General features: G+C 69.6%; 17 protein-coding genes. 10 read left to right on the top strand and 7 right to left on the bottom strand.

The window, feature by feature from the left end:
• Nucleotides 1-18: 18 nt before the first annotated feature.
• Nucleotides 19-2,733: a pyruvate, phosphate dikinase gene (gene ppdK / locus H4N64_RS33705; RefSeq protein ID WP_222109715.1), complete on the bottom strand. Its 2,715-nt coding sequence runs from the start codon at nt 2,731-2,733 to the stop codon at nt 19-21.
• A gap of 396 nt (nt 2,734-3,129) precedes the next feature.
• Nucleotides 3,130-4,326: an ROK family protein gene (locus H4N64_RS33700; protein WP_186286331.1), complete on the bottom strand. Its 1,197-nt coding sequence runs from the start codon at nt 4,324-4,326 to the stop codon at nt 3,130-3,132.
• Between the two features lie 121 nt (nt 4,327-4,447).
• Between H4N64_RS33700 and H4N64_RS33695 the strand changes: the two genes are divergently transcribed.
• The 3 genes from H4N64_RS33695 (at nt 4,448) to H4N64_RS33685 (ending at nt 9,732) form a co-directional block, all read left to right on the top strand.
• Nucleotides 4,448-5,872 carry an MGH1-like glycoside hydrolase domain-containing protein gene (locus H4N64_RS33695; RefSeq protein ID WP_186286330.1) on the top strand — a complete coding sequence of 475 codons (1,425 nt, stop codon included), beginning with the start codon at nt 4,448-4,450 and terminating at the stop codon, nt 5,870-5,872.
• Nucleotides 5,869-7,806: an amylo-alpha-1,6-glucosidase gene (locus H4N64_RS33690; RefSeq protein WP_186286329.1), complete on the top strand. Its 1,938-nt coding sequence runs from the start codon at nt 5,869-5,871 to the stop codon at nt 7,804-7,806. The genes H4N64_RS33695 and H4N64_RS33690 overlap by 4 nt, the downstream gene beginning before the upstream one ends.
• 147 nt (nt 7,807-7,953) lie before the next feature.
• Nucleotides 7,954-9,732, top strand: a complete 1,779-nt coding sequence (locus H4N64_RS33685) for an alkaline phosphatase family protein (protein ID WP_186286328.1) — start codon at nt 7,954-7,956, stop codon at nt 9,730-9,732.
• Here H4N64_RS33685 and dusB read toward each other — a convergent pair.
• Entirely contained in the window at nt 9,729-10,871 is a 1,143-nt protein-coding gene (dusB, locus tag H4N64_RS33680) for a tRNA dihydrouridine synthase DusB (RefSeq protein WP_186286327.1), read from the bottom strand. The two genes, H4N64_RS33685 and dusB, sit on opposite strands and share 4 nt — an antisense overlap.
• Before the next feature lie 97 nt (nt 10,872-10,968).
• Between dusB and H4N64_RS33675 the strand changes: the two genes are divergently transcribed.
• From H4N64_RS33675 to H4N64_RS33660, 4 genes are all read left to right on the top strand, one after another.
• The gene (locus tag H4N64_RS33675; protein ID WP_186286326.1) at nt 10,969-12,423 is read left to right on the top strand and encodes an MFS transporter; all 1,455 of its coding nucleotides are present in this window, start codon (nt 10,969-10,971) and stop codon (nt 12,421-12,423) included.
• A gap of 74 nt (nt 12,424-12,497) precedes the next feature.
• A complete protein-coding gene (locus H4N64_RS33670; RefSeq protein ID WP_186286325.1) occupies nt 12,498-12,890 on the top strand; it encodes a hypothetical protein in 393 nt (130 codons plus the stop codon).
• A 127-nt stretch (nt 12,891-13,017) separates the two neighbouring features.
• The gene (locus tag H4N64_RS33665; protein ID WP_186286324.1) at nt 13,018-13,224 is read left to right on the top strand and encodes a hypothetical protein; all 207 of its coding nucleotides are present in this window, start codon (nt 13,018-13,020) and stop codon (nt 13,222-13,224) included.
• A gap of 46 nt (nt 13,225-13,270) precedes the next feature.
• Nucleotides 13,271-13,894 (top strand): GNAT family N-acetyltransferase, encoded by a 624-nt coding sequence (locus H4N64_RS33660; RefSeq protein ID WP_186286323.1) that lies wholly within the window; start codon nt 13,271-13,273, stop codon nt 13,892-13,894.
• A gap of 4 nt (nt 13,895-13,898) precedes the next feature.
• Here H4N64_RS33660 and H4N64_RS33655 read toward each other — a convergent pair whose 3' ends face one another.
• The 4 genes from H4N64_RS33655 to H4N64_RS33640 all read right to left on the bottom strand — a co-directional run bounded on the left by H4N64_RS33655 (nt 13,899) and on the right by H4N64_RS33640 (nt 17,730).
• Nucleotides 13,899-14,489 (bottom strand): TetR/AcrR family transcriptional regulator, encoded by a 591-nt coding sequence (locus tag H4N64_RS33655; RefSeq protein ID WP_186286322.1) that lies wholly within the window; start codon nt 14,487-14,489, stop codon nt 13,899-13,901.
• Nucleotides 14,490-14,512: 23 nt separating this feature from the next.
• Nucleotides 14,513-15,520, bottom strand: a complete 1,008-nt coding sequence (locus tag H4N64_RS33650) for an aldo/keto reductase (RefSeq protein ID WP_186286321.1) — start codon at nt 15,518-15,520, stop codon at nt 14,513-14,515.
• 83 nt (nt 15,521-15,603) lie between these two features.
• Entirely contained in the window at nt 15,604-16,215 is a 612-nt protein-coding gene (locus H4N64_RS33645) for a LysE family translocator (RefSeq protein ID WP_186286320.1), read from the bottom strand.
• A gap of 132 nt (nt 16,216-16,347) precedes the next feature.
• A complete protein-coding gene (locus H4N64_RS33640; protein ID WP_186286319.1) occupies nt 16,348-17,730 on the bottom strand; it encodes a glycine--tRNA ligase in 1,383 nt (460 codons plus the stop codon).
• A 131-nt stretch (nt 17,731-17,861) separates the two neighbouring features.
• On the opposite strand from H4N64_RS33640, the gene H4N64_RS33635 reads away from it, so the two are divergent.
• Genes H4N64_RS33635 through H4N64_RS33625 form a run of 3 tightly spaced genes read left to right on the top strand, consistent with a single transcriptional unit; the run spans nt 17,862 to nt 20,517 of the window.
• Entirely contained in the window at nt 17,862-18,830 is a 969-nt protein-coding gene (locus H4N64_RS33635; RefSeq protein ID WP_186286318.1) for a zinc ABC transporter substrate-binding protein, read from the top strand.
• A gap of 17 nt (nt 18,831-18,847) precedes the next feature.
• Complete coding sequence (locus H4N64_RS33630) at nt 18,848-19,615, top strand: metal ABC transporter ATP-binding protein (RefSeq protein WP_186286317.1); 768 nt, start codon at nt 18,848-18,850, stop codon at nt 19,613-19,615.
• Entirely contained in the window at nt 19,615-20,517 is a 903-nt protein-coding gene (locus tag H4N64_RS33625; protein WP_186286316.1) for a metal ABC transporter permease, read from the top strand. The genes H4N64_RS33630 and H4N64_RS33625 overlap by 1 nt, the downstream gene beginning before the upstream one ends.
• Nucleotides 20,518-20,544: the final 27 nt, after the last annotated feature.

The following is a 20,544-nucleotide window of genomic DNA, read 5'->3' as shown; positions in this document are numbered from 1 at the left end:
GCTCCGGAGTCCCTGAGGTCAGCGGTGGTCGCTGCCCTCCGACTGGGTGGCCGCGCGCCCCGCTTCGAGGCGGGCGACCGGGATGCGGAACGGGGAGCAGGAGACGTAGTCCAGACCCACCTCGTGGAAGAAGTGGACCGACTCCGGGTCACCGCCGTGCTCACCGCAGACGCCGAGCTTCAGGTCGGGACGCGTCTCGCGGCCGGCCTTCGCGGCGGCGGCGACCAGCGAGCCCACGCCGTCCTTGTCGATCGTCTCGAAGGGGCTGACGCCGAAGATGCCCTTCTCCAGGTAGGCCGTGAAGAACGAGGCCTCCACGTCGTCCCGGCTGAAGCCCCACACCGTCTGGGTGAGGTCGTTCGTGCCGAAGGAGAAGAACTCCGCCGCCTCCGCGATCTGACCGGCGGTCAGCGCGGCGCGCGGCAGCTCGATCATCGTGCCAATCGACAGCTTCAGCTGCGTACCGGTCGCCGCCTCGACCTCGGCAATGACCTGGTCGGCCTCCTCGCGGACGATCTCCAGCTCCTGGACCGTGCCGACGAGCGGGATCATGATCTCCGCGCGCGGGTCGCCCTTGGCGTTCTTGCGCTCGGCCGCTGCCTCCGCGATGGCCCGTACCTGCATGGTGAACAGACCGGGGATGACCAGGCCGAGGCGTACGCCGCGCAGACCCAGCATCGGGTTCTGCTCGTGCAGCCGGTGCACGGCCTGGAGCAGCCGCAGCTCGTTCTCGTGCGGGTCCTTGCGGGCCTCCGCCAGCGCCACGCGCACCGACAGCTCGGTGATGTCGGGCAGGAACTCGTGCAGCGGCGGGTCGAGCAGCCGGACCGTCACCGGCAGGCCGTCCATCGCCGAGAACAGCTCCACGAAGTCCTGCTTCTGGAGCGGGAGCAGCTCCTTCAGGGACTCCTCGCGCTCGGCCTCGGTGTCGGCCAGGATCAGCCGCTCGACCAGCTCGCGCCGGTCGCCGAGGAACATGTGCTCGGTACGGCACAGACCGATGCCCTGGGCGCCGAAGCGACGGGCGCGCAGCGCGTCCTCGGCGTTGTCCGCGTTGGCGCGCACCCGCAGGCGGCGCTTGCGGTCGGCGAAGGCCATGATCCGGTGCACGGCCTCGACGAGTTCGTCGGCGTCGTTGGCGCCGGCGTGCATCCGGCCCTCGAAGTACTCCACGACCGGGGACGGGACGACCGGCACCTCTCCGAGGTACACCTTGCCGCTGGAGCCGTCGATGGAGATGAGGTCACCCTCCTCCACGACATGCCCGCCGGGCACGGTCATCCGGCGCCGCTTGGTGTCGACCTCCAGCTCCTCGGCGCCGCAGACACAGGTCTTGCCCATGCCACGGGCGACCACGGCCGCGTGCGAGGTCTTGCCGCCGCGCGAGGTCAGGATGCCCTCGGCCGCGATCATGCCGTCCAGGTCGTCGGGGTTGGTCTCCCGGCGGACCAGGATGACCTTCTCGCCCGAACGCGACCACTTGACGGCCGTGTACGAGTCGAAGACCGCCTTGCCGACCGCCGCACCCGGCGAGGCCGCGATGCCCCGGCCGACCTGCTCGACCTTCGCGTCCTCGTCGAACTTCGGGAACATCAGCTGCGCGAGCTGGGCGCCGTTGACGCGCTGGAGCGCCTCGGTCTCGTCGATCAGACCCTGGTCCACCAGCTGGGTGGCGATACGGAAGGCGGCGCCCGCCGTGCGCTTGCCGACGCGCGTCTGGAGCATCCAGAGCTGGCCGCGTTCGATGGTGAACTCGATGTCGCAGAGATCCTTGTAGTGGTTCTCCAGGGTCGCCATGATCTGCATCAGCTGGTCGTACGACTTCTTGTCGATCGACTCCAGCTCCGCCAGCGGCACGGTGTTGCGGATACCCGCCACCACGTCCTCGCCCTGGGCGTTCTGCAGGTAGTCGCCGTAGACGCCCTGGTGGCCGGAGGCGGGGTCACGGGTGAAGGCGACGCCGGTGCCCGAGTCGGGGCCGAGGTTGCCGAAGACCATCGAGCAGACGTTGACGGCCGTGCCGAGGTCGTGCGGGATGCGCTCCTGGCGGCGGTACAGCTTGGCGCGGTCGGTGTTCCAGGAGTTGAAGACCGCCTCGATGGCGAGGTCCATCTGCTCGCGCGGGTCCTGCGGGAAGTCCCGGCCGGCCTCGGCCTTGACGATCTTCTTGAACTTGGTGACGAGCTTCTTGAGGTCGGCCGCCTCAAGCTCGGTGTCGACGCTGACCTTCTTGGCCGCCTTCGCCGCGTCCAGCGCGTCCTCGAACAGCTCGCCGTCCACGCCGAGGACGGTCTTGCCGAACATCTGGATGAGGCGCCGGTAGGAGTCCCAGGCGAACCGGTCGTCGCCGGCCTGCTTGGCGAGGCCCTGCACCGACTTGTCGGAGAGGCCGATGTTCAGCACCGTGTCCATCATGCCGGGCATGGAGAACTTGGCGCCGGAGCGCACCGATACGAGGAGGGGGTTGTCGGCCTGGCCGAGCTTCTTGCCCATCCTCGTCTCCAGCGCGTCGAGGTGCGCACTCACCTCGTCACGCAGTGCCGCCGGCTCCTCGCCACTGTCGAGGTAGACCTTGCAGGCCTCGGTGGTGATCGTGAAGCCGGGAGGGACGGGAAGACCCAGGTTGGTCATCTCGGCGAGGTTCGCACCCTTACCGCCCAGAAGGTCCTTGAGCTCCTTGTTGCCCTCGGTGAAGTCGTAAACGAACTTTTTGTTTTCCGACACGGGTCCCAACTCCTCAAGGACTCGGTGGCTGCCCTGACGGCGAGGAACATACCCAGATCGAAGGCGCCTGGGTACGTCCACTTGTGCGTCATGCGCCTGTAACCAGTCGTCCGCCACCGGATCGAAAGTCAAAGCTTGGCAAGGAAGTACCCCGCCATGTGTTCACTTCTTGAACGAATTCACCCCCAGGGATCAGGGATTTCGCTCAGATGAGCGGCTTCAGGCACGTCTGATTTCGATCGATGAACGATCAAGGGGTGGCACCGAGTGCCACCCCTTGGAGAAGTGCAGTAGCCCAAGATTCGCTCATCTGAGCGCAACCCTTATCAAGGGTGGCGAGAATCACGCTCCCACAGGCGACGAGATTTCACCATGCGGACGCGACTCGGGACGGAAACACGCCGGTCATACGCCGAGCGCGGTGAGCCGCTCCTCGACCCGCTCGGGCGCGTACAGATGCTCCACGACCAGCGCACCTGCCCCGACGAGCCCGGCCCGCTCCCCCAGCCGCGAGGTGACGACCTCCAGATGAGCGGTGGAGCGCGGCAGCGCCCGCTGGTAGAGCAACTCTCGTACGCCGGTCAGGAACGGCGTCCCGGCCAGATCGCCCGCGATCATCAGCACCCCGGGGTTGAGCAGTGTGACCACGGTCGCCAGGACATCCCCGACCAGCCGTCCCGCCTCCCGGGCGAGCCCCACCGCCTCCGGATGCCCGGCCGCCAGCAGCTCCCGCACATCCGAGCCGGACGCCGCCCGCACCCCGGCCTCGGCCAGCCGCCGGGCCACGGCACCGCCGCTCGCGACGGCGGCGAGACAGCCGTAGGACCCGCAGCGGCACAGGGCGTCGGCGCCCACCCGGATGTGTCCGATGTCCCCGGCGCCGCCGTCCACGCCCCGAAAGAGCGAGCCGTCCACGACGACGCCGGCGCCGATGCCGGTCGACACCTTGACCAGCACGAACGCCGAGCAGTCGGGGTATCCGACGCGCTGTTCGCCGTACGCCATGAGGTTGGCGTCGTTGTCGACGAGGACCGGCACCCGGGGTGCCCCGGTGTGCTCGGTGAAGGATCGGGCGAGGCGGCCCCTTATGTCGTAGCCGTCCCAGCCGGGCATGATCGGCGGCTGGACGACCCGGCCGGTCTCGCTGTCGACCGGGCCCGGCACCGCGACTCCGATGCCGCAGACCTCGTCGGCCCGGTGGCCGGCCTTCTCCAGCAGTTCGGCGAACCAGCGGCCGAGTTCGTCCAGGACCGCTTCGGGGCCGTCCTCGACGATCAGGGTGCCGCCGTGCTCGGCGAGGATCTCGCCGGTCAGCGTCAGGACGGCGGCGCGGGCGTGCCGGGTGTCGAGGTCGGCGGCGAGGACGACGGCGTGGGCGTCGTCGAACTCCAGGGTGATGGAGGGGCGTCCGCCCAGCGGGGAGTCGACCGGGCCGCCGGCGCCCTCGCGCAGCCAGCCCGCGCGGAACAGCCGGTCGAGGCGCTGTCCGACGGTGGCCCGGGAGAGCCCGGTGACCTGTTGCAGGGCACCACGCGTCGTGGCCCGGCCGCTGCGGACCAGTTCGAGCAGATCGCCTGCACTGACCTGACCTCGACCCGTCATGCGCACCCCCTTGTGTTTCTCAAGCTTGCATTACATATTGAGTTTTGCGTGTTAAATAGACGTAACCCCTACGGTAGCTACCGCCGAACCGGTCAGCCCAGTCGTCTCCCAGGAGTCCCGAGTGGATCGCACCGCCGAGCTGGTCGTCCGCCCTGCGCGGCGGACGATTGCATACGATCCGGCCACCGAGGCGCGTTCCCTGCACGTCAGGGCCGCCCGGGTGCTGGAGGCCAACTGGACGGGCGCGTCCACGGTGCCCTCGCGCGGTCTGTATCCGCACCAGTGGTCCTGGGACTCGGCGTTCATCGCGATCGGCCTCAGGCATCTGTCGCCGTTACGGGCCCAGACGGAGCTGGAGACGCTGCTGTCCGCCCAGTGGGGCGACGGACGGATCCCGCACATCGTCTTCAACCCCTCCGTCCCGCTCGACGCGTACTTCCCGAGCCCCGACTTCTGGCGCTCCTCGACCGCGGGGCGCGCTGCGGGCGCCCCGCGCACCGTACAGACGTCCGGGATCGTGCAGCCACCGGTGCACGCCCTGGCCGCCTGGCTGGTGCACCGCGCCGACCCCGGGCTTTCGCGCGGGCGGGGCTTCCTGGCCCGGGTCTACCCGAAGCTGGCGGCCTGGCACCGCTATCTGCTGCACCGGCGGGACCTGGGCGGCGGCGGACTCGCCTCCGTCGTCCACCCGTGGGAACAGGGTATGGACAACAGCCCCTGCTGGGACGCCCCGCTGGCCCGCGTCGTCCCCGCCCCGGCCCGCTCCTTCCGCCGCGCCGACCTGGACCACGGCGCCCCCGAGGACCGTCCGACGGATCTGGACTACGGGCGGTATGTGCGCCTGGCGATGGACTACCGGGACGGCGGTTACGCCGATGGGGCGGGAAGGTTCGCCGTGGAGGACCCGGCGTTCAACGCCCTGCTCATCGCCTCCGAACACGCCCTGGCCCGGATCGCCCGCGAGCTGGGAGCGACGGGCACGGCCCGCCACGCGCGCGCGGAGCGGCTGACGACCGCACTGCTGGACCGTCTGTGGGACCCGGAGCGCGGGATGTTCTTCTGCCGGGACGTGCGCGGCGGCGGGCTGATCCCGGAGCGGTCGGTCTCCGGCCTGATCCCGCTCCTCGTCCCCACGCTCCCGAGGGACACCGCCGAGGCCCTGGTCCGCACCGCGCGCGGACCGCACTTCTCGCTCGGCGACACCACCCGCCTGGTCCCGAGCTACGACCTGCTCGGCGAGGCCTTCGACCCGCACCGCTACTGGCGGGGCCCGGCCTGGTTCAACACCGCTTGGCTGCTGGAGCGCGGACTGCGCACCCACGGCGAGCACCGGCCGGCCGACGCGCTGCGGCGATCGGTACTGGAGCTGGCCGACAGCTCCGGATTCGCGGAGTACGTCGACCCGTACACCGGCGAGGCCTGCGGCACCGCCGACTTCAGCTGGACGGCCGCGCTCGCGCTCGACCTACTGCACGACGAGCCCGCATGGGACACGTACGGCGTCACCTACGGCGTCAGGGAAGTCAAGGGAGGGGACCGGGGATGACGGACCGGCATCATCTGCTCGTGCACGGGGCGACGTTCGCCGCCGTGAGGGACGGCGGGGACATCAGCGGCGTCCGGGGCGTCAGCTCGCCGGACGGGTTATTCGTCCGGGACGCCCGCCACCTCAGCCGCTGGCAACTGACGCTGGACGGCGCCGTACCGGAGTCCCTGACCCCGGTGGCCGACGGGGACACGGCCCGCTGTGTCCTGGTCCCCCGTGGCGGCCGCCAGGAGCCCCCCGCGTACACGCTCTTCCGTGAACAGGCGGTGGGGGACGGCTCGTTCGTGGAGTCGCTGCGGGTGACCAGCAACCTCCCGACCCCCACCACGGTCCGTCTGGCGATCACCGCGGACGCGGACTTCACCGACCAGTTCGAACTGCGCTCCGACCACCGCACCTACACGAAGACAGGAGCCACCCGCTCCCGCCAAGCCCTGGACCACGGCGTGGAGTTCACCTACCAGCGCGGCGAATGGCGATCGTGTACGACGGTGACGGCCGAGCCGGCCCCGGACGCGGTGGAGGAGACGGGAACGGGCGCGAGGCGCCTGGTGTGGACCCTCGACCTGGACCCGCACGGCACGGCGGAGCTGGCGGTACGAGTGATGGCCCGCCCGCACGGAGACAAACGAGCCCTGCGAGTACCGCGCTCTCCCGCCGCCCTGAGCGAACAACTACTGGCCCTGGAGGGCGAGTTCGTCGAGGGAGTCTCCTTCCCGACGGGCTGGCCCGAGCTGGCGGCGGCATGCGCCCGGGGCCTGGCGGACCTGGCCTCCCTCCAGATCCCCGCAACCGGCCTGGACGGAGAGGAAGTCCGCGTACCGGCCGCAGGCGCCCCCTGGTTCCTGACCCTCCTGGGCAGGGACGCCCTGCTCACCTCCCTGTTCGCTCTCCCCTACCGCCCGAGCCTCGCGGCGGCCACCCTTCCCGCGCTGGCCGCGACGCAGGCCAAGGAGACGGGCGCGACCTCGGTGGCGCAGCCCGGCAAGATCGTGCACGAGGTCAGGCACGGCGAGCTGGCCCACTTCGGCCAGGTGCCGTACGGCCGTTACTACGGCTCGGTGGACGCGACACCGCTGTTCCTGATCCTGCTGGGCGCGTATGTGGAACAGACCGGGGACGTCGCACTGGCCCGCCGTCTGGAACCGCACGCCCGGGCCGCCGTCGCCTGGATGCTGGACCACGGCGGCCTGACCTCCCGCGGCTATCTGGTCTACCGAGCCGACCGGGGCGGCCTGGCCAACCAGAACTGGAAGGACTCCCCCGGCGCGATCTGCTGGTCCGACGGCACGAGGGCGAGCGGCTCGGTGATGGCGGCGGGCGCGCAGGGTTACGCGTACGACGCCCTGCGCCGCACGGCGGGGCTGTCGCGCACTGTGTGGGGCGACGAGACGTACGCGGCGCTCCTGGAACAGGCCGCCGGCGATCTGCGGGACCGCTTCCAGCGGGACTTCTGGATGCCGGAGCACTCCTTCCCCGCGCTGGCGCTGGACGGAGAGGGCCGTCAGGTGGACGCGCTGGCCTCGGACGCCGGGCATCTGCTCTGGTCGGGTCTGTTGGACAAGGAGTACGGCGAACTGGTGGGCCGCCGCCTGCTGGAGGCGGACTTCTTCTCGGGCTGGGGCGTCCGTACCCTGGCCGCGGGCCAACCGGCCTACCACCCCCTCTCCTACCACCGCGGCTCGGTCTGGCCGCACGACAACGCCCTGATCACCCTGGGCCTCTCCCGATACGGCCTCCACGACGAGGCCCGAACGGTGGCCCACGCCCTGGTGGACGCGGCGACGACAACAGGCCACCGCCTCCCGGAGGTTCTGGCGGGCTACGGCCGGGACACCCACTCCGAGCCGGTCCCATACCCGCACGCATGTGTACGGGAGTCCCGCTCGGCGACGGCACCGCTGGCACTGCTGACGGCTGTGGGCGGGGCCTGAAGGGCTGGTTGGCCGGCCGTTTGCCCGGTGTTTGCCGAGCGCTGGGGCAGGTCGGCTGAACAGGGAAAGGTGCGGGCCCGTACGAAACGGGGGCGGGCCCGACACACCCCGCTCCAGCCGCAAGGGACCGCATGGAAGGACCACCGGGTGCCTGTCTTCACGCGCCTACGCCAACAGCCGGGCACACCGGAAGCCACAGAAGACCAGAACGCACCCGCGGCCGCCGACGGCGAGGAAGCCCCACAGGGGTCACCGGCGCCCGACGACGAAAGCGGCACCGATGGTGCGGGTGGGAGAAGGAAGGAGGATCGCCGCTGGATCCTCACCGCCCTCTCCGCCGCCCTGGTCCTCATCACCCTCCTCCTTCCCAACAGCCTCGCCGCCCTACGCCCCAACCGCTTCACCCGAATCCCCGCAGAAGCGATAATCGGCGCCGCGATCCTCCTCGCCCTCCCCCGCCGCCCCCGCACAGTCACCGCGGCCACAGCCGGCACAGCCCTGGGCGCCCTGACCATCCTCAACTTCCTGGACATGGGCTTCCGCGAATACCTGGGCCGAGGCTTCAACCTGGTCCTCGACTGGTCCCTCCTCGACGACGCCCAGGCGTACATGGAGGACTCGATGGGCGCCGCCACCACGGTCACCGCGACCATCGGCGCCGTACTCCTCGCCGTACTCCTCCTCGTACTGACCGCCCTGGCCACCGTCAGACTCAGCAACATCCTGGCCGCCCACAAACAACAGGCCACCAAGGCCACCCTCATAGCCGGCACGGTCTGGATCACCTGCTCCACCCTCGGCCTCCAACTGGCCGGAATGCCCATAGCCTCCGACCGGGCGGCCTCCGCACTGGCCATCCAGGCAAGGCGGGTCCAGGACACGCTCAGGGACGAAGCGGCGTTCGCGAAGGAGGCGAAGGCGGACACCTTCGGCGCGACACCGCCCGCCCAACTGCTCCCCGACCTCCGCGGCAAGGACGTGATCTTCACGTTCATCGAGAGCTACGGCAGAAGCGCGATCGAGGACCCGATCATGGCCCCGGGTGTGACGAGCACCCTCGAAACAAGCACGAAGTCCCTGGAAGCGGCGGGTTACAAGGCAAGGAGCGGCTGGCTGACATCAGCGACCTACGGCGGCAGCAGCTGGCTCGGTCACTCAACATTCCTGTCCGGCCTGTGGATCGACAACCAACAGCGCTACCGCACCGTCACCTCCGGTGACCATCTGTCCCTCACCAAGGCGTTCCAGAAGACCGGCGCCTGGGACACGGTGGGCATCATGCCGGGCATCCAGAAGGGCTGGCCGGAGGCGAGCTTCTACGGCCTGGACAAGGTCTACGACGCCTTCCACCTCGGCTACAAGGGCCCGAAGTTCAGCTGGTCGACGATGCCGGACCAGTACACGCTGGAGGCCTTCCAGCGCATGGTCCACGGCAAGAAGCGCGACAAGCCCCTGATGTCGGAGATCATCCTGACCTCCAGCCACCAGCCCTGGGCGCCGATCCCGAAGATGGTCGACTGGGACTCCCTGGGCGACGGCTCGCTCTTCGACGCCATCCAGAAGGAGGGCAAGAAGCCGCAGGACATCATCACGGACTCCACCAAGTCCCGTGAGGAATACGGCAAGTCGATCGAGTACTCGGTGACGTCCCTGACCCAGTGGCTGGAGCGCTACGGCACGAAGGACACGGTGCTGGTCTTCCTGGGCGACCACCAGCCCATCGCCCGGGTCAGCGGCAACAAGGCAAGCCGGGACGTCCCGGTATCGATCGTCGCCAAGGACCCCAAGGTCCTGGACAAGATCACGAACTGGAACTGGACGGACGGCCTGCAACCCGCCCCCGACGCCCCGGTCTGGAAGATGGACGCCTTCCGAGACCGCTTCCTGACGGCCTACGGATCGACGCCCCACCCCACGAAGGACTAACCCCCGGAGGTGTCCAGCTCAGCGTCCTCGCTCACGCCGGCGCAGTCGTACGGGTCCTTCAGCCAACCGTCCGGAAGAACCACCCGGTTGTTGCCCGACGTACGCCCACGAGGCCCGTCCGCCCCGACCGGCCACGCCTGATCGAGGTCCAACTCGTCGAGCCCGGAACGGAGTTCCTCCAGCGACGACGTGATGGCGAGCCGCTTGCGCATCTCGGAGCCGACGGCGAAGCCCTTCAGATACCAGGCGACATGCTTGCGGAAGTCGATGACCCCGCGCGCCTCGTCGCCGATCCACTCACCGAGGAGCGTGGCGTGCCGGACCATGACGTCGGCGACCTCACGCAGAGCGGGCCGTGCGATGCCCTGCTCCCGCCCCTCGAAGGCGGCCACGAGGTCCGCGAACAGCCAAGGCCGCCCCAGGCACCCGCGCCCGACCACGACCCCGTCGCACCCGGTCGCCCGCATCATCCGCACGGCGTCCTCGGCCGACCAGATGTCGCCGTTGCCGAGCACCGGGATCTCCGGCACATGCTCCTTCAGGCGGGCGATGGCGTCCCAGTCGGCGGTGCCTGCGTAGTGCTGCGCGGCGGTGCGGCCGTGCAGCGCGATCGCCGTGACGCCCTCCTCGACCGCGATCCGGCCGGCGTCGAGGTAGGTGATGTGATCGTCGTCGATGCCCTTGCGCATCTTCATCGTCACCGGCAGATTCCCGGCCCCGGACACCGCCTCGCGCAGGATCGCCCGCAGCAGATTCCGCTTGAACGGCAGCGCGGACCCGCCGCCCTTCCGCGTCACCTTCGGCACCGGGCACCCGAAGTTCAGGTCGATGTGGTCGGCGAGATCCTCCTCCGCGATCATGCGGACGGCCTTGCCGACGGTGGCTGGGTCGACGCCGTAGAGCTGGATGGACCGCGGCTTCTCACTCTCGTCGAAGTGGATCAGCTGCATGGTCTTCTCGTTGCGCTCGACCAGCGCCCGAGTCGTGATCATCTCGCTCACGAACAGCCCCTTGCCACCGCTGAACTCCCTGCACAGTGTGCGGAAGGGTGCGTTGGTGATCCCGGCCATCGGGGCGAGGACGACGGGCGGCTGGACGGTGTGCGGGCCGATCTGCAGGGGCGAGGCGGTCGTGGGCATTTCCCCATTGTCGCGCACTGCGGCCACTGCTCGGCCGATGAATCTTGCAGCGACCATTAGTTAGACACACTATCGAAATCGCCGTACAGTGAAACGCATGCCCGAGCTCAGCCACCGCCGACGCATGCTGGCGCTCGCGATCTGCTGTATGAGCTTGCTGATCGTGAGCCTCGACAACACCGTCCTGAACGTGGCCCTGCCCGCCATGCAGCAGGATCTGCACGCGAGCACGGCGGGCCTGCAGTGGGCGATCGACGCGTACACGCTGGTCCTCGCCTCGCTGCTGATGCTCGCGGGCTCCACCGCCGACCGCATCGGCCGCAAGCGCGTCTTCATGGCCGGCCTGGTCGTCTTCACCCTCGGCTCGGCCCTGTGCTCCGTCGCCCCGAACCTGTCCGCGCTGGTGGCGTTCCGGATGGTGCAGGCGGTGGGCGGGTCGATGCTCAACCCCGTCGCCATGTCGATCATCACCAACACCTTCACGGACTCGCGCGAGCGCGCCCGGGCGATCGGGGTGTGGGGCGCGGTGGTCGGTATCTCGATGGCCGCGGGGCCGCTGGTGGGCGGACTGCTGGTGGACTCGGTCGGCTGGCGGTCGATCTTCTGGGTCAATCTGCCGGTCGGGGCCGCCGCGCTGTTGCTGACCTTGCGGTACGCGCCCGAGTCGCGGGCACCTGAGCCCCGCCGGGTCGACCCCATCGGGCAAGCCCTGGTCGTCGTTCTCTTCGGCGCGCTGACGTACGCGATCATCGAGGCGCCGAACTCCCCGGCTACGGTCGTCCCCTTCGCGGTGCTGGCCGTGGCCGCCCTGGCGGGCCTGCTCCGCTACGAGCCTCGCCGCACCGACCCCCTGATCGACCTGCGGTTCTTCCGTTCGGCGCCGTTCAGCGGGGCGACGGTCATCGCGATCAGCGCGTTCGCCGCGCTGGGCGGGTTCCTGTTCCTGTCGACGCTGTATCTGCAGAACGTGCGAGGGCTCAGCGCCCTTCAGGCCGGGCTGTGGATGCTGCCGATGGCTGTACCGACGTTCCTGTGTGCTCCCTTGTCCGGGCGGCTGGTCGGCAGTCGGGGCCCGCGCCTCCCCCTCCTGATCGCGGGCGCGGCCATGACGACGAGCGCCGCGCTGTTCGCCCTCTTCGACGCCGAAACCTCGAACATCACTCTCTTCCTCGGCTACGCCCTCTTCGGCATCGGCTTCGGCTTCGTCAACGCCCCCATCACGAATACGGCGGTGTCCGGCATGCCGCGGGCGCAGGCCGGCGTCGCGGCAGCCGTGGCCTCGACCAGCCGCCAGCTCGGCCAGACGCTGGGCGTCGCGGTGGTCGGGGCGGTGCTGGCTGCGGGCGTGGGAACGTCGTCGTACCGCGATTCCTTTGTTCCGGCCGCGGTCCCGGGCTGGTGGATCCTCACCGCCTGCGGCCTCACGGTCCTGCTCCTCGGCGCCCTGACGACCGGCCCCTGGGCAAGGCGTACGGCGGAACGCACGGCGGAGCGCCTGGAGACGGCGGAGCTGCGCCAGAACACGACCCTGACCTCTGGATCGCGGAGTTGAGACGAATGCGCAGCCGCTGAGTGTGAGATTGCGGTTACCTTCGTCTTCTTTCAAGGTCATGACGAGGAGAAGACATGCGTGTCCGGCAGTTCTCGTACCTGCTCACCACGGGAGCCATATGCCTGCTACTCGGTGCCTGCGGATCCGACGATGGGCAGGAGCAGAAGCCCAAGAAGGCCACGGACATGGTCCCCTGCACCGTCACGGTGCTCGACATCAGACAAGGCGACGACATTCGTGGCTATAACCACAGCTACTTCGTGCGCTATCGCGTGCACGTTCCCGGCCGGCCGGACTACGAGGGCTCGCGAGAACCTGTACTGAACAGCATCCAGGTCGCCCAGATCGTCGCGGTGTCCAAGAATTACCCCTGCCAAGTGAGTCGGAGCGACCCGGATCAGGTGCAGATCAACTGGGACCAGCCCCTCACTGCTTCTCCGTCCCCCACACCCAAGTCACCGCGGTAGCACCCACTGGGGCCGGCGCCGCCCGGAGTCCAGGCCACAGCTTGGACAACTCACCGTGAGGGACCCCCTGTTGATGTTGGTCTTGCTGCACACTCCTCCTTGGCTTTCCCAGGACTCTGGAGGCGTCATGCCGCAGATCAACACGAGCAAGGTCACCCGCTGGGACCAGCACGGACGCGAGCACGTCGTACAGGTCCAGCGGACAGGAGTTCAGCGCACGGTCAGATGCGACACCTGCGGGTGGCGCATCTCGGCGCAGTTCCTGCCGTGGCTGAAGGCGGAGGAGCATCTGGCGGAGGCGCACCAGGCGACGGTTGACCCGTCGGTGGCCTGACGGCGCCATCCCTTGCGGGAGCGCTCCCAGACGGCAGGATGCGGGGGTGACCCGACTGCCCGCCGTACGCCCCTACCGCCCCGCAGACCGCCCCGCCATCGACGACATCTGCGTCCGCACCGCCCACCAGGGCGGCGACAGCCGTCCCTTCTACACGGATCCCGGCGTCTTCCCCGCCACCTTCGCCGCCCCGTACGTCGAGTTGGAGCCGGAGCTCGCCTTCGTCCTCGACGACGGCCAGGGGCAGGCCGTGGGCTACATCCTCGGCACCGCCGACACCCCCCGCTTCGCCGCCGACTTCCGCCGCGAGTGGCTCCCGACGGTCGCCGACCGCTACCCGGCACCCGAGGGCCCGCCCACGACCCCGGACGAGACGATCGCCGAAATGCTCCACCACCCCGAGCGGATGGTCCTGCCCGAACTGCTCGGCCACCCGGCCCATCTGCACATCGACCTGCTCCCCGAGTGGCAGGCCAAGGGCCACGGCCGGGCTCTGATGCGGACGTTCCTCCAGGCCCTGCACACGGGCGGGGTCCCGGCCGTCCACCTCTCCATGGCGACGGCCAACACCCGGGCCCGGGCCTTCTACGACCGTATGGGCTTCCACGAGATCGCGGTCCCGGAGCCCGGCGCGGCCACCTATCTCGGCCGTACGACGAAGGAGAGCTGAGCCGTCAGGCCCGCAGCCCGCGCGTCAGCAGATCCACCACGGCCTCGAACTCGTCCTGCACACCCGGCCGTTCCCACTCCCGGTGGTAGCCGGGGTCGTGGAAGCGGGCGGTGGCATGGAAGACGGCGCGGGCGGTGGTGAGCGGGTCGGCGGAGGTGAAGGCGCCGGCGTCCACACCCGAGCGGACGATCTCGGCGAGCTGTCCGGTGAGATCGTCGAGGTGCTCGTCGACCGCGTCGCTGTTCTCCCCGGCCAGCGTGGTGTACGTGGCGAACAGCTCGGGGTCGTCCCCGGCCTTGTGCCGCTTGGCGTCGAACAGGGCCAGCAGCCAGGCCCGCAGCCGGGCCTCCGGGTCGCGTCCGGCCTCCGCGACGATCCCGGCCAGCGCCTCGGAGGTACGGTCCAGCCAGCGCTTGGTCACCGCCTCACGCAGCGCCGCCTTGGTCCGGAAGTGCCGGTAGACGCTGCCGTGGCTGACGCCGAGCGCGCGGGCCACGTCCACCACGGTGGCCTTGGCGGGGCCGTGGCGGCGCAGCACCTCCTCGGTGGCTTCGAGGATGCGCTCGGCGGTCAGGGCTTCGGGGGTCGGTGCCATGGAGGAGACCGTACCTTCGGGGATCACTTACTGCCGAGGTGGGCCATCTGCGCGGCCGGGTAACGGTCGCCCGCGGCGGCATCGGCCGGCACCGCCTGCTCGATCGCGGCGAGGTCGGCGGCGTCCAGCGTGACGTCCAGGGCGCCGAGGGACTCGGTCAGCCGCTGCCGGGTGCGGGCGCCGACGAGCGGCACGATGTCCTCGCCCCGGGAGAGCACCCAGGCGATGGCGATCTGCGCGACGGTGACGCCCTTCTGCTCGGCGATCTTGCGCAGGGCCTCGACCAGGTTCAGGTTGTGCTGGAGGTTCTCGCCCTGGAAGCGGGGCGAGAAGGCCCGGAAGTCGTTCGCGGCGAGCTGCCGGTCACTGGTGAAGTGGCCGGAGATCAGACCGCGGGACAGGACGCCGTAGGCGGTGATGCCGATGCCCAGTTCACGGGTGGTCGGCAGGATCTCGTCCTCGATGCCCCGGGAGATCAGCGAGTACTCGATCTGGAGGTCGGCGATCGGGGCGGTGGCGGCGGCCCGGCGGATGGTGTCGGCGCCGACCTCGCTCAGGCCGATGTGGCGGACGTACCCCTTCTCGACGAGTTCCGCGATGGCGCCGACGGTCTCCTCGATCGGTACGTCCGGGTCGAGCCGGGCGATCCGGTAGACGTCGATGTGGTCGACGCCGAGGCGCTGGAGGGAGTAGGCGGCGAAGTTCTTCACCGCGGCGGGCCGGCCGTCGTAGCCGATCCAGCCGCCGTCCGGGTCGCGCAGGGCGCCGAACTTCACGCTGACGAGCGCCTGTTCGCGGCGCTCGGCGGGTGCGGCGCGCAGGGCCTCGCCGATCAGCATCTCGTTGTGCCCCATGGCGTAGAAGTCGCCGGTGTCGAGCAGGGTCACGCCGGCCTCCAGCGCGGCGTGGACGGTCGCGATGGACTCGGCCCGGTCGGCGTCGCCGTACAGCGCGGACATGCCCATGCAGCCGAGGCCGAGGACGGAGACCTGGGGGCCGGTGGTTCCGAGGGTGCGTGTCTGTGTGGTCATGGATTCAGCATGGCATGACAGCTGACAGATTTCAATATCTGTCATTCCATATCTGTCACCCCTGGGAAGGCGCTCCAGGGCCGTCAGCGAGCGGTGAACGCCAGCTTCGCCCCCAGCGCCACGAAGGAGCCCGCAAAAGTCCGGCGCAGCCAGGTCATCACCCTGGGCCGCGCAATGACCTGGCTGCGGACGGAGGCGGCGAGGATGCCGTAGAGCGCGAAGACGACGAAGGTCGCCGCCATGAACACCCCGCTGAGCGCCAGCATGCGCGGAACGGCACCCGGCCCGTCCGGGTCCACGAACTGGGGCAGGAAGGCGAAGAAGAACATGGTCAGCTTGGGGTTGAGGAGGTTGATCAGCACTCCTCGGACGATCGTCCGGCCCGCCGAGAGGGGCGCGGCCGTACGGTCCACGGTGATCGCCTCCTTGTCCCGCAGCGTGGCCCAGGCCATGTACAGGAGGTAGGCGACACCGGCGTACTTCAGGATCTGGAAGGCCGTGGCGCTGGCGTGCAACAGTGCGGCGACCCCGGTGATCGTGGCCACCATGTGCGGCAGGATCCCGAGGGCGCAGGCGAAGGCGGCCACGACACTGGCCCGCCGCCCGTGCGAGAGCCCGGCCGCGAGGGTGTAGACGACACCGGTACCGGGAGTGGCGACCACGACCAGGGTGGTCAGCAGAAACGCGATGCTCATGCGGGCCAGCCTGGCGGCGGGATGGTCCGGGTTACAGGTCCAATGGGAGGCGTCCATAAAGGGCCACCACGCAAACGCCGGACGAGCTCATCAGCCCGTCCGGCGTTTGGAGGCCCGTTCAGGGCCGAGGCGTCAGCAGCCCAGCAGGCGCTGAGCCAGGTAGCCCTCGATCTGGTCGAGGGACACCCGCTCCTGCTTCATCGAGTCGCGCTCGCGGACCGTGACCGCGTTGTCGTCCAGGGTGTCGAAGTCGACGGTCACACAGAACGGCGTGCCGATCTCGTCCTGGCGGCGGTAGCGGCGGCCGATGGCGCCGGCGTCGTCGAACTCGATGTTCCAGTGCTGGCGCAGCGCCTGGGCGAGGCCCTTGGCCTTCGGGGAGAGCTCGGGGTTGCGGGACAGGGGCAGCACCGCGACCTTCACCGGAGCCAGGCGGTGGTCCAGGCGCAGCACCGTGCGCTTCTCCATCTTGCCCTTGGCGTTGGGCGCCTCGTCCTCGACGTAGGCGTCCAGCAGGAACGCCAGCATCGCGCGGCCGACACCGGCCGCGGGCTCGATGACGTACGGCGTCCAGCGCTCCTGGGCCTCCTGGTCGTAGTAGGCGAGGTCCTGGCCGGAGGCCTTGGAGTGGGCACCGAGGTCGTAGTCGGTGCGGTTGGCGACACCTTCCAGCTCGCCCCACTCGTTGCCGCCGAACTGGAAGCGGTACTCGATGTCGGCAGTGCGCTTGGAGTAGTGGGAGAGCTTCTCCTTGGGGTGCTCGTACCAGCGCATGTTCTCTTCACGCAGGCCCAGGCCGGTGTACCAGTTCCAGCGCTGCTCCATCCAGTACTCCTGCCACTTCTCGTCCTCGCCCGGCTTGACGAAGAACTCCATCTCCATCTGCTCGAACTCACGGGTGCGGAAGATGAAGTTGCCCGGCGTGATCTCGTTGCGGAACGACTTGCCCATCTGGGCGATGCCGAACGGCGGCTTGCGGCGCGAAGTGGTCTGCACCTGGGCGAAGTTGGTGAAGATGCCCTGGGCGGTCTCGGGGCGCAGATAGGCGATGGAGCCGGAGTCCTGCGTCGGGCCGAGGTGGGTGGAGAGCAGACCCGAGAACTGCTTGGGCTCGGTGAACTGGCCCTTGTTGCCGCAGTTGGGGCAGTTGACGTCCGCGAGGCCGTTCTCCGGGAGGCGGTAGTGCTTGGCCTCGTAGGCCTCCTCCAGGTGGTCCGCGCGGAACCGCTTGTGGCAGGAGGTGCACTCGGTCAGCGGGTCAGTGAAGGTGGCGACGTGGCCGGAGGCGACCCACACCTCGGGGGCAAGGATCACGGACGAGTCGATGCCGACGACGTCCTCGCGCGACGTCACCATGTAGCGCCACCACTGGCGCTTGAGGTTCTCCTTGAGCTCGACACCCAGCGGTCCGTAGTCCCAGGCGGCGCGCTGGCCGCCGTAGATCTCACTGCAGGGGAATACGAAGCCACGGCGCTTGCTCAGGCTGACGATGGTGTCGATCTTGTCGGCGGCCACGGTGCTCTCTTCATTACGAATGGACGGCAGCGAATGCCTCAGGTTACCGGCGCTGCCACCCCCCGTATCAAATCGGTTCCCCACCCGCACCTTGTTGACAACGGTTTCCAAATTTGTTGAAAATGACTGTCATGAACGTACGACGACAGCACATATCCGGGGTGGCCGTGGCGGCCGTCACCGCCCTCGGTCTCGCCACCCTCTCCGCCTGCTCCTCCGACAGCGCCGCGGCGGGCAACACGGAGAAGTTCGACGTCGTCGCGTCGTTCTACCCCATGGCCTACCTCGCCGAGCAGATCGGCGGCGACCATGTGAACGTCACCAGTCTCACCGAGCCCGGCCAGGAGCCGCACGACCTGGAGATCAGCGCCAAGCAGACCGCGCAGCTCCAGGAGTCGGACGCGGTGCTCTACCTCAAGAGCCTCCAGCCCGCCGTCGACGAGGCCGTCGCACAGGCCGACGTCAAGACGAAGATCGACGCCGCCACGCTCACCAAGCTGGAGGACCACGGGGGCCTTGAGGACAGCCACGAGCACGGGGCCGAGGAAGCGGGCCACTCCGAAGAGGAGGAGGAGCACGCCCTCGACCCGCACATCTGGCTCGACCCGGTGAAGTACGCCGAGGTCGCCGAGGGCGTCGGCGCCGCATTCGAGAAGGCCGACCCGGACAACGCGGCCGACTACAAGAAGAACACCACGGCCCTGGTCGAGAAGCTGGGCGAGCTCGACACCCGGTTCGAGGACGGCCTGAAGAACACCGAGACGAAGGTCTTCTTCACCAATCACGCCGCCTTCGGCTACCTCGCCGAGCGCTACGGCCTGACCCAGGAGGCCATCTCCGGACTCGACCCGGAGAGCGAGCCCAGCCCGGCCCGGATCAAGGAACTCCAGGAGGAGGCCAAGGCCGACGGCGTCACCACGGTGTTCTACGAGACACTGGTCTCGGACAAGACCGCGAAGACCCTCGCCGACGACGCGAACCTCAAGACGGACGTCCTCGACCCGATCGAGGGCATCACCGACAAGTCCAAGGGCGAGGACTACATCCAGGTCATGGAGTCCAACCTCAAGGCGCTTGAGACCGCCCTGGGCGCCAAGTGATCATTTCGGAGGACCGCATGAGCGAGCCCGTCATATCCCTGCGCGGCGTACGCGCCGACCTGGGCTCGCGGCGTGTCCTGCGCGGCATCGACCTCACCGTGGCACGCGGTGAGGTCGTCGCGCTGCTCGGCGCCAACGGCTCCGGCAAGTCGACCGCCGTGCGCAGCGTCATCGGCCAGGTGCAGGTGAGCGCCGGCGAGATCGAGCTGTTCGGCACCCCCCGCCGCCGCTTCCGCGACTGGCACCGCCTCGGCTACGTCCCCCAGCGCACCACCGCCGCGGGCGGCGTGCCGGCCACGGTGACCGAGGTCGTCTCCTCCGGCCGCCTCTCCCGCGCCCGCTTCGGCCTGCTGCGCAAGACGGACCGTGAGGCGGTGCGCCGGGCCCTGGAGCTGGTCGGCATGCAGGACCGCGCGAAGGACTCGGTGGACGCCCTGTCCGGCGGCCAGCACCAGCGCGTGCTGATCGCCCGCGCGCTCGCCGCCGAACCCGAACTGCTGATCATGGACGAGCCGATGGCGGGCGTGGACCTGGCCAGCCAGGAGGTGCTGGCGCAGACCTTGCGCGAGCAGGTCGCGGCCGGTACGACGGTCCTGCTCGTCCTGCACGAACTGGGCCCCCTGGAGCCGCTGATCGACCGCGCGGTGGTGCTGCGCGACGGCTGCGTCGTCCATGACGGCCCGCCCCCGAAGGCCGTGGGCCAGCACGCGCTGCCCGGCCACGACCACGTCCACCCGCACGCCCCCGCGGGCGCCGAACCGATCCGCACGGGACTGCTGAGCTGATGGAAATCCTCGACTACGCCTTCATGCAGCGGGCCCTGCTCGCCGCCGTCCTGGTCGGCATCACGGCCCCCGCGGTCGGCATCTACCTGGTCCAGCGCCGCCAGGCCCTGATGGGCGACGGTATCGGCCATGTCGCGATGACCGGCGTCGGCCTGGGCTTCCTGCTCTCCTGGTCCCCGGTGTGGATGGCGACCCTCGTCTCCGTCCTCGGCGCGGTCCTCATGGAGCTGATCCGCTGGTACGGCAAGACCCGCGGCGACATCGCCCTCGCCATGCTCTTCTACGGCGGTATGGCAGGCGGCGTGATGTTCATCAATCTCGCGCCGACGGGCTCCAACGCGAACCTCACGTCGTATCTCTTCGGCTCCCTGTCCACGGTGAGCGAGTCGGACGTCACGGCGATCTGCGTCCTGGCGGCCTTCGTGGTGCTGGTCACGGTGGGCCTGCGCCGCCAGCTGTTCGCGGTGAGCCAGGACGAGGAGTTCGCGCGGGTCACGGGCCTGCCGGTGCGCGCCCTGAACCTGCTGACGGCCGTCACGGCGGCGGTGACGGTGACCGTCGCGATGCGTGTGGTCGGCCTGCTGCTGGTGTCGGCGCTGATGGTGGTCCCGGTGGCCGCCGCCCAGCAGCTCAGCCGTAGCTTCGCCGCGACCTTCGCCATCGCGGTGGCCATCGGCGTCACCGTCACGATCAGCGGCACGGTCACCTCGTACTACCAGGACGTGCCGCCCGGCGCGACGATCGTGCTGCTGACCATCGGGGCGTTCATCCTGCTGACCGCGCTGGCCGCGCCGCTCGCCCGGCGCCGCGCGCGGGCGCTCGCGGCGGCGCAGGGAGACGGGGACCCCGCAGAGTGCGTGATTCCGGCCAGCCGGGGCAGCGGGGGCAAGGTCGGCGTCTGACCGCCGACAGACCGGGCTGGCACAATG

This window comes from Streptomyces cupreus, assembly GCF_014257025.1.
In the GTDB taxonomy this organism is placed as follows: domain Bacteria; phylum Actinomycetota; class Actinomycetes; order Streptomycetales; family Streptomycetaceae; genus Streptomyces; species Streptomyces cupreus.
The sequence above is the reverse complement of the archived record's forward strand: the minus strand, read 5'-3'. Positions and strand labels throughout refer to the sequence as shown.

Excerpts from the sequence above, each read along its gene's own strand:
- H4N64_RS33655 (WP_186286322.1), bottom strand. The coding sequence starts at position 14,489 with ATGGCACCGACCCCCGAAGCCCTGACCGCCGAGCGCATCCTCGAAGCC.
- H4N64_RS33665 (WP_186286324.1), top strand. The coding sequence starts at position 13,018 with ATGCCGCAGATCAACACGAGCAAGGTCACCCGCTGGGACCAGCACGGA.
- H4N64_RS33645 (WP_186286320.1), bottom strand. The coding sequence starts at position 16,215 with ATGAGCATCGCGTTTCTGCTGACCACCCTGGTCGTGGTCGCCACTCCC.
- H4N64_RS33675 (WP_186286326.1), top strand. The coding sequence starts at position 10,969 with ATGCCCGAGCTCAGCCACCGCCGACGCATGCTGGCGCTCGCGATCTGC.
- H4N64_RS33690 (WP_186286329.1), top strand. The coding sequence starts at position 5,869 with ATGACGGACCGGCATCATCTGCTCGTGCACGGGGCGACGTTCGCCGCC.
- H4N64_RS33670 (WP_186286325.1), top strand. The coding sequence starts at position 12,498 with ATGCGTGTCCGGCAGTTCTCGTACCTGCTCACCACGGGAGCCATATGC.
- H4N64_RS33650 (WP_186286321.1), bottom strand. The coding sequence starts at position 15,520 with ATGACCACACAGACACGCACCCTCGGAACCACCGGCCCCCAGGTCTCC.
- H4N64_RS33625 (WP_186286316.1), top strand. The coding sequence starts at position 19,615 with ATGGAAATCCTCGACTACGCCTTCATGCAGCGGGCCCTGCTCGCCGCC.
- dusB (WP_186286327.1), bottom strand. The coding sequence starts at position 10,871 with ATGCCCACGACCGCCTCGCCCCTGCAGATCGGCCCGCACACCGTCCAG.
- H4N64_RS33700 (WP_186286331.1), bottom strand. The coding sequence starts at position 4,326 with ATGACGGGTCGAGGTCAGGTCAGTGCAGGCGATCTGCTCGAACTGGTC.
- H4N64_RS33630 (WP_186286317.1), top strand. The coding sequence starts at position 18,848 with ATGAGCGAGCCCGTCATATCCCTGCGCGGCGTACGCGCCGACCTGGGC.
- H4N64_RS33635 (WP_186286318.1), top strand. The coding sequence starts at position 17,862 with ATGAACGTACGACGACAGCACATATCCGGGGTGGCCGTGGCGGCCGTC.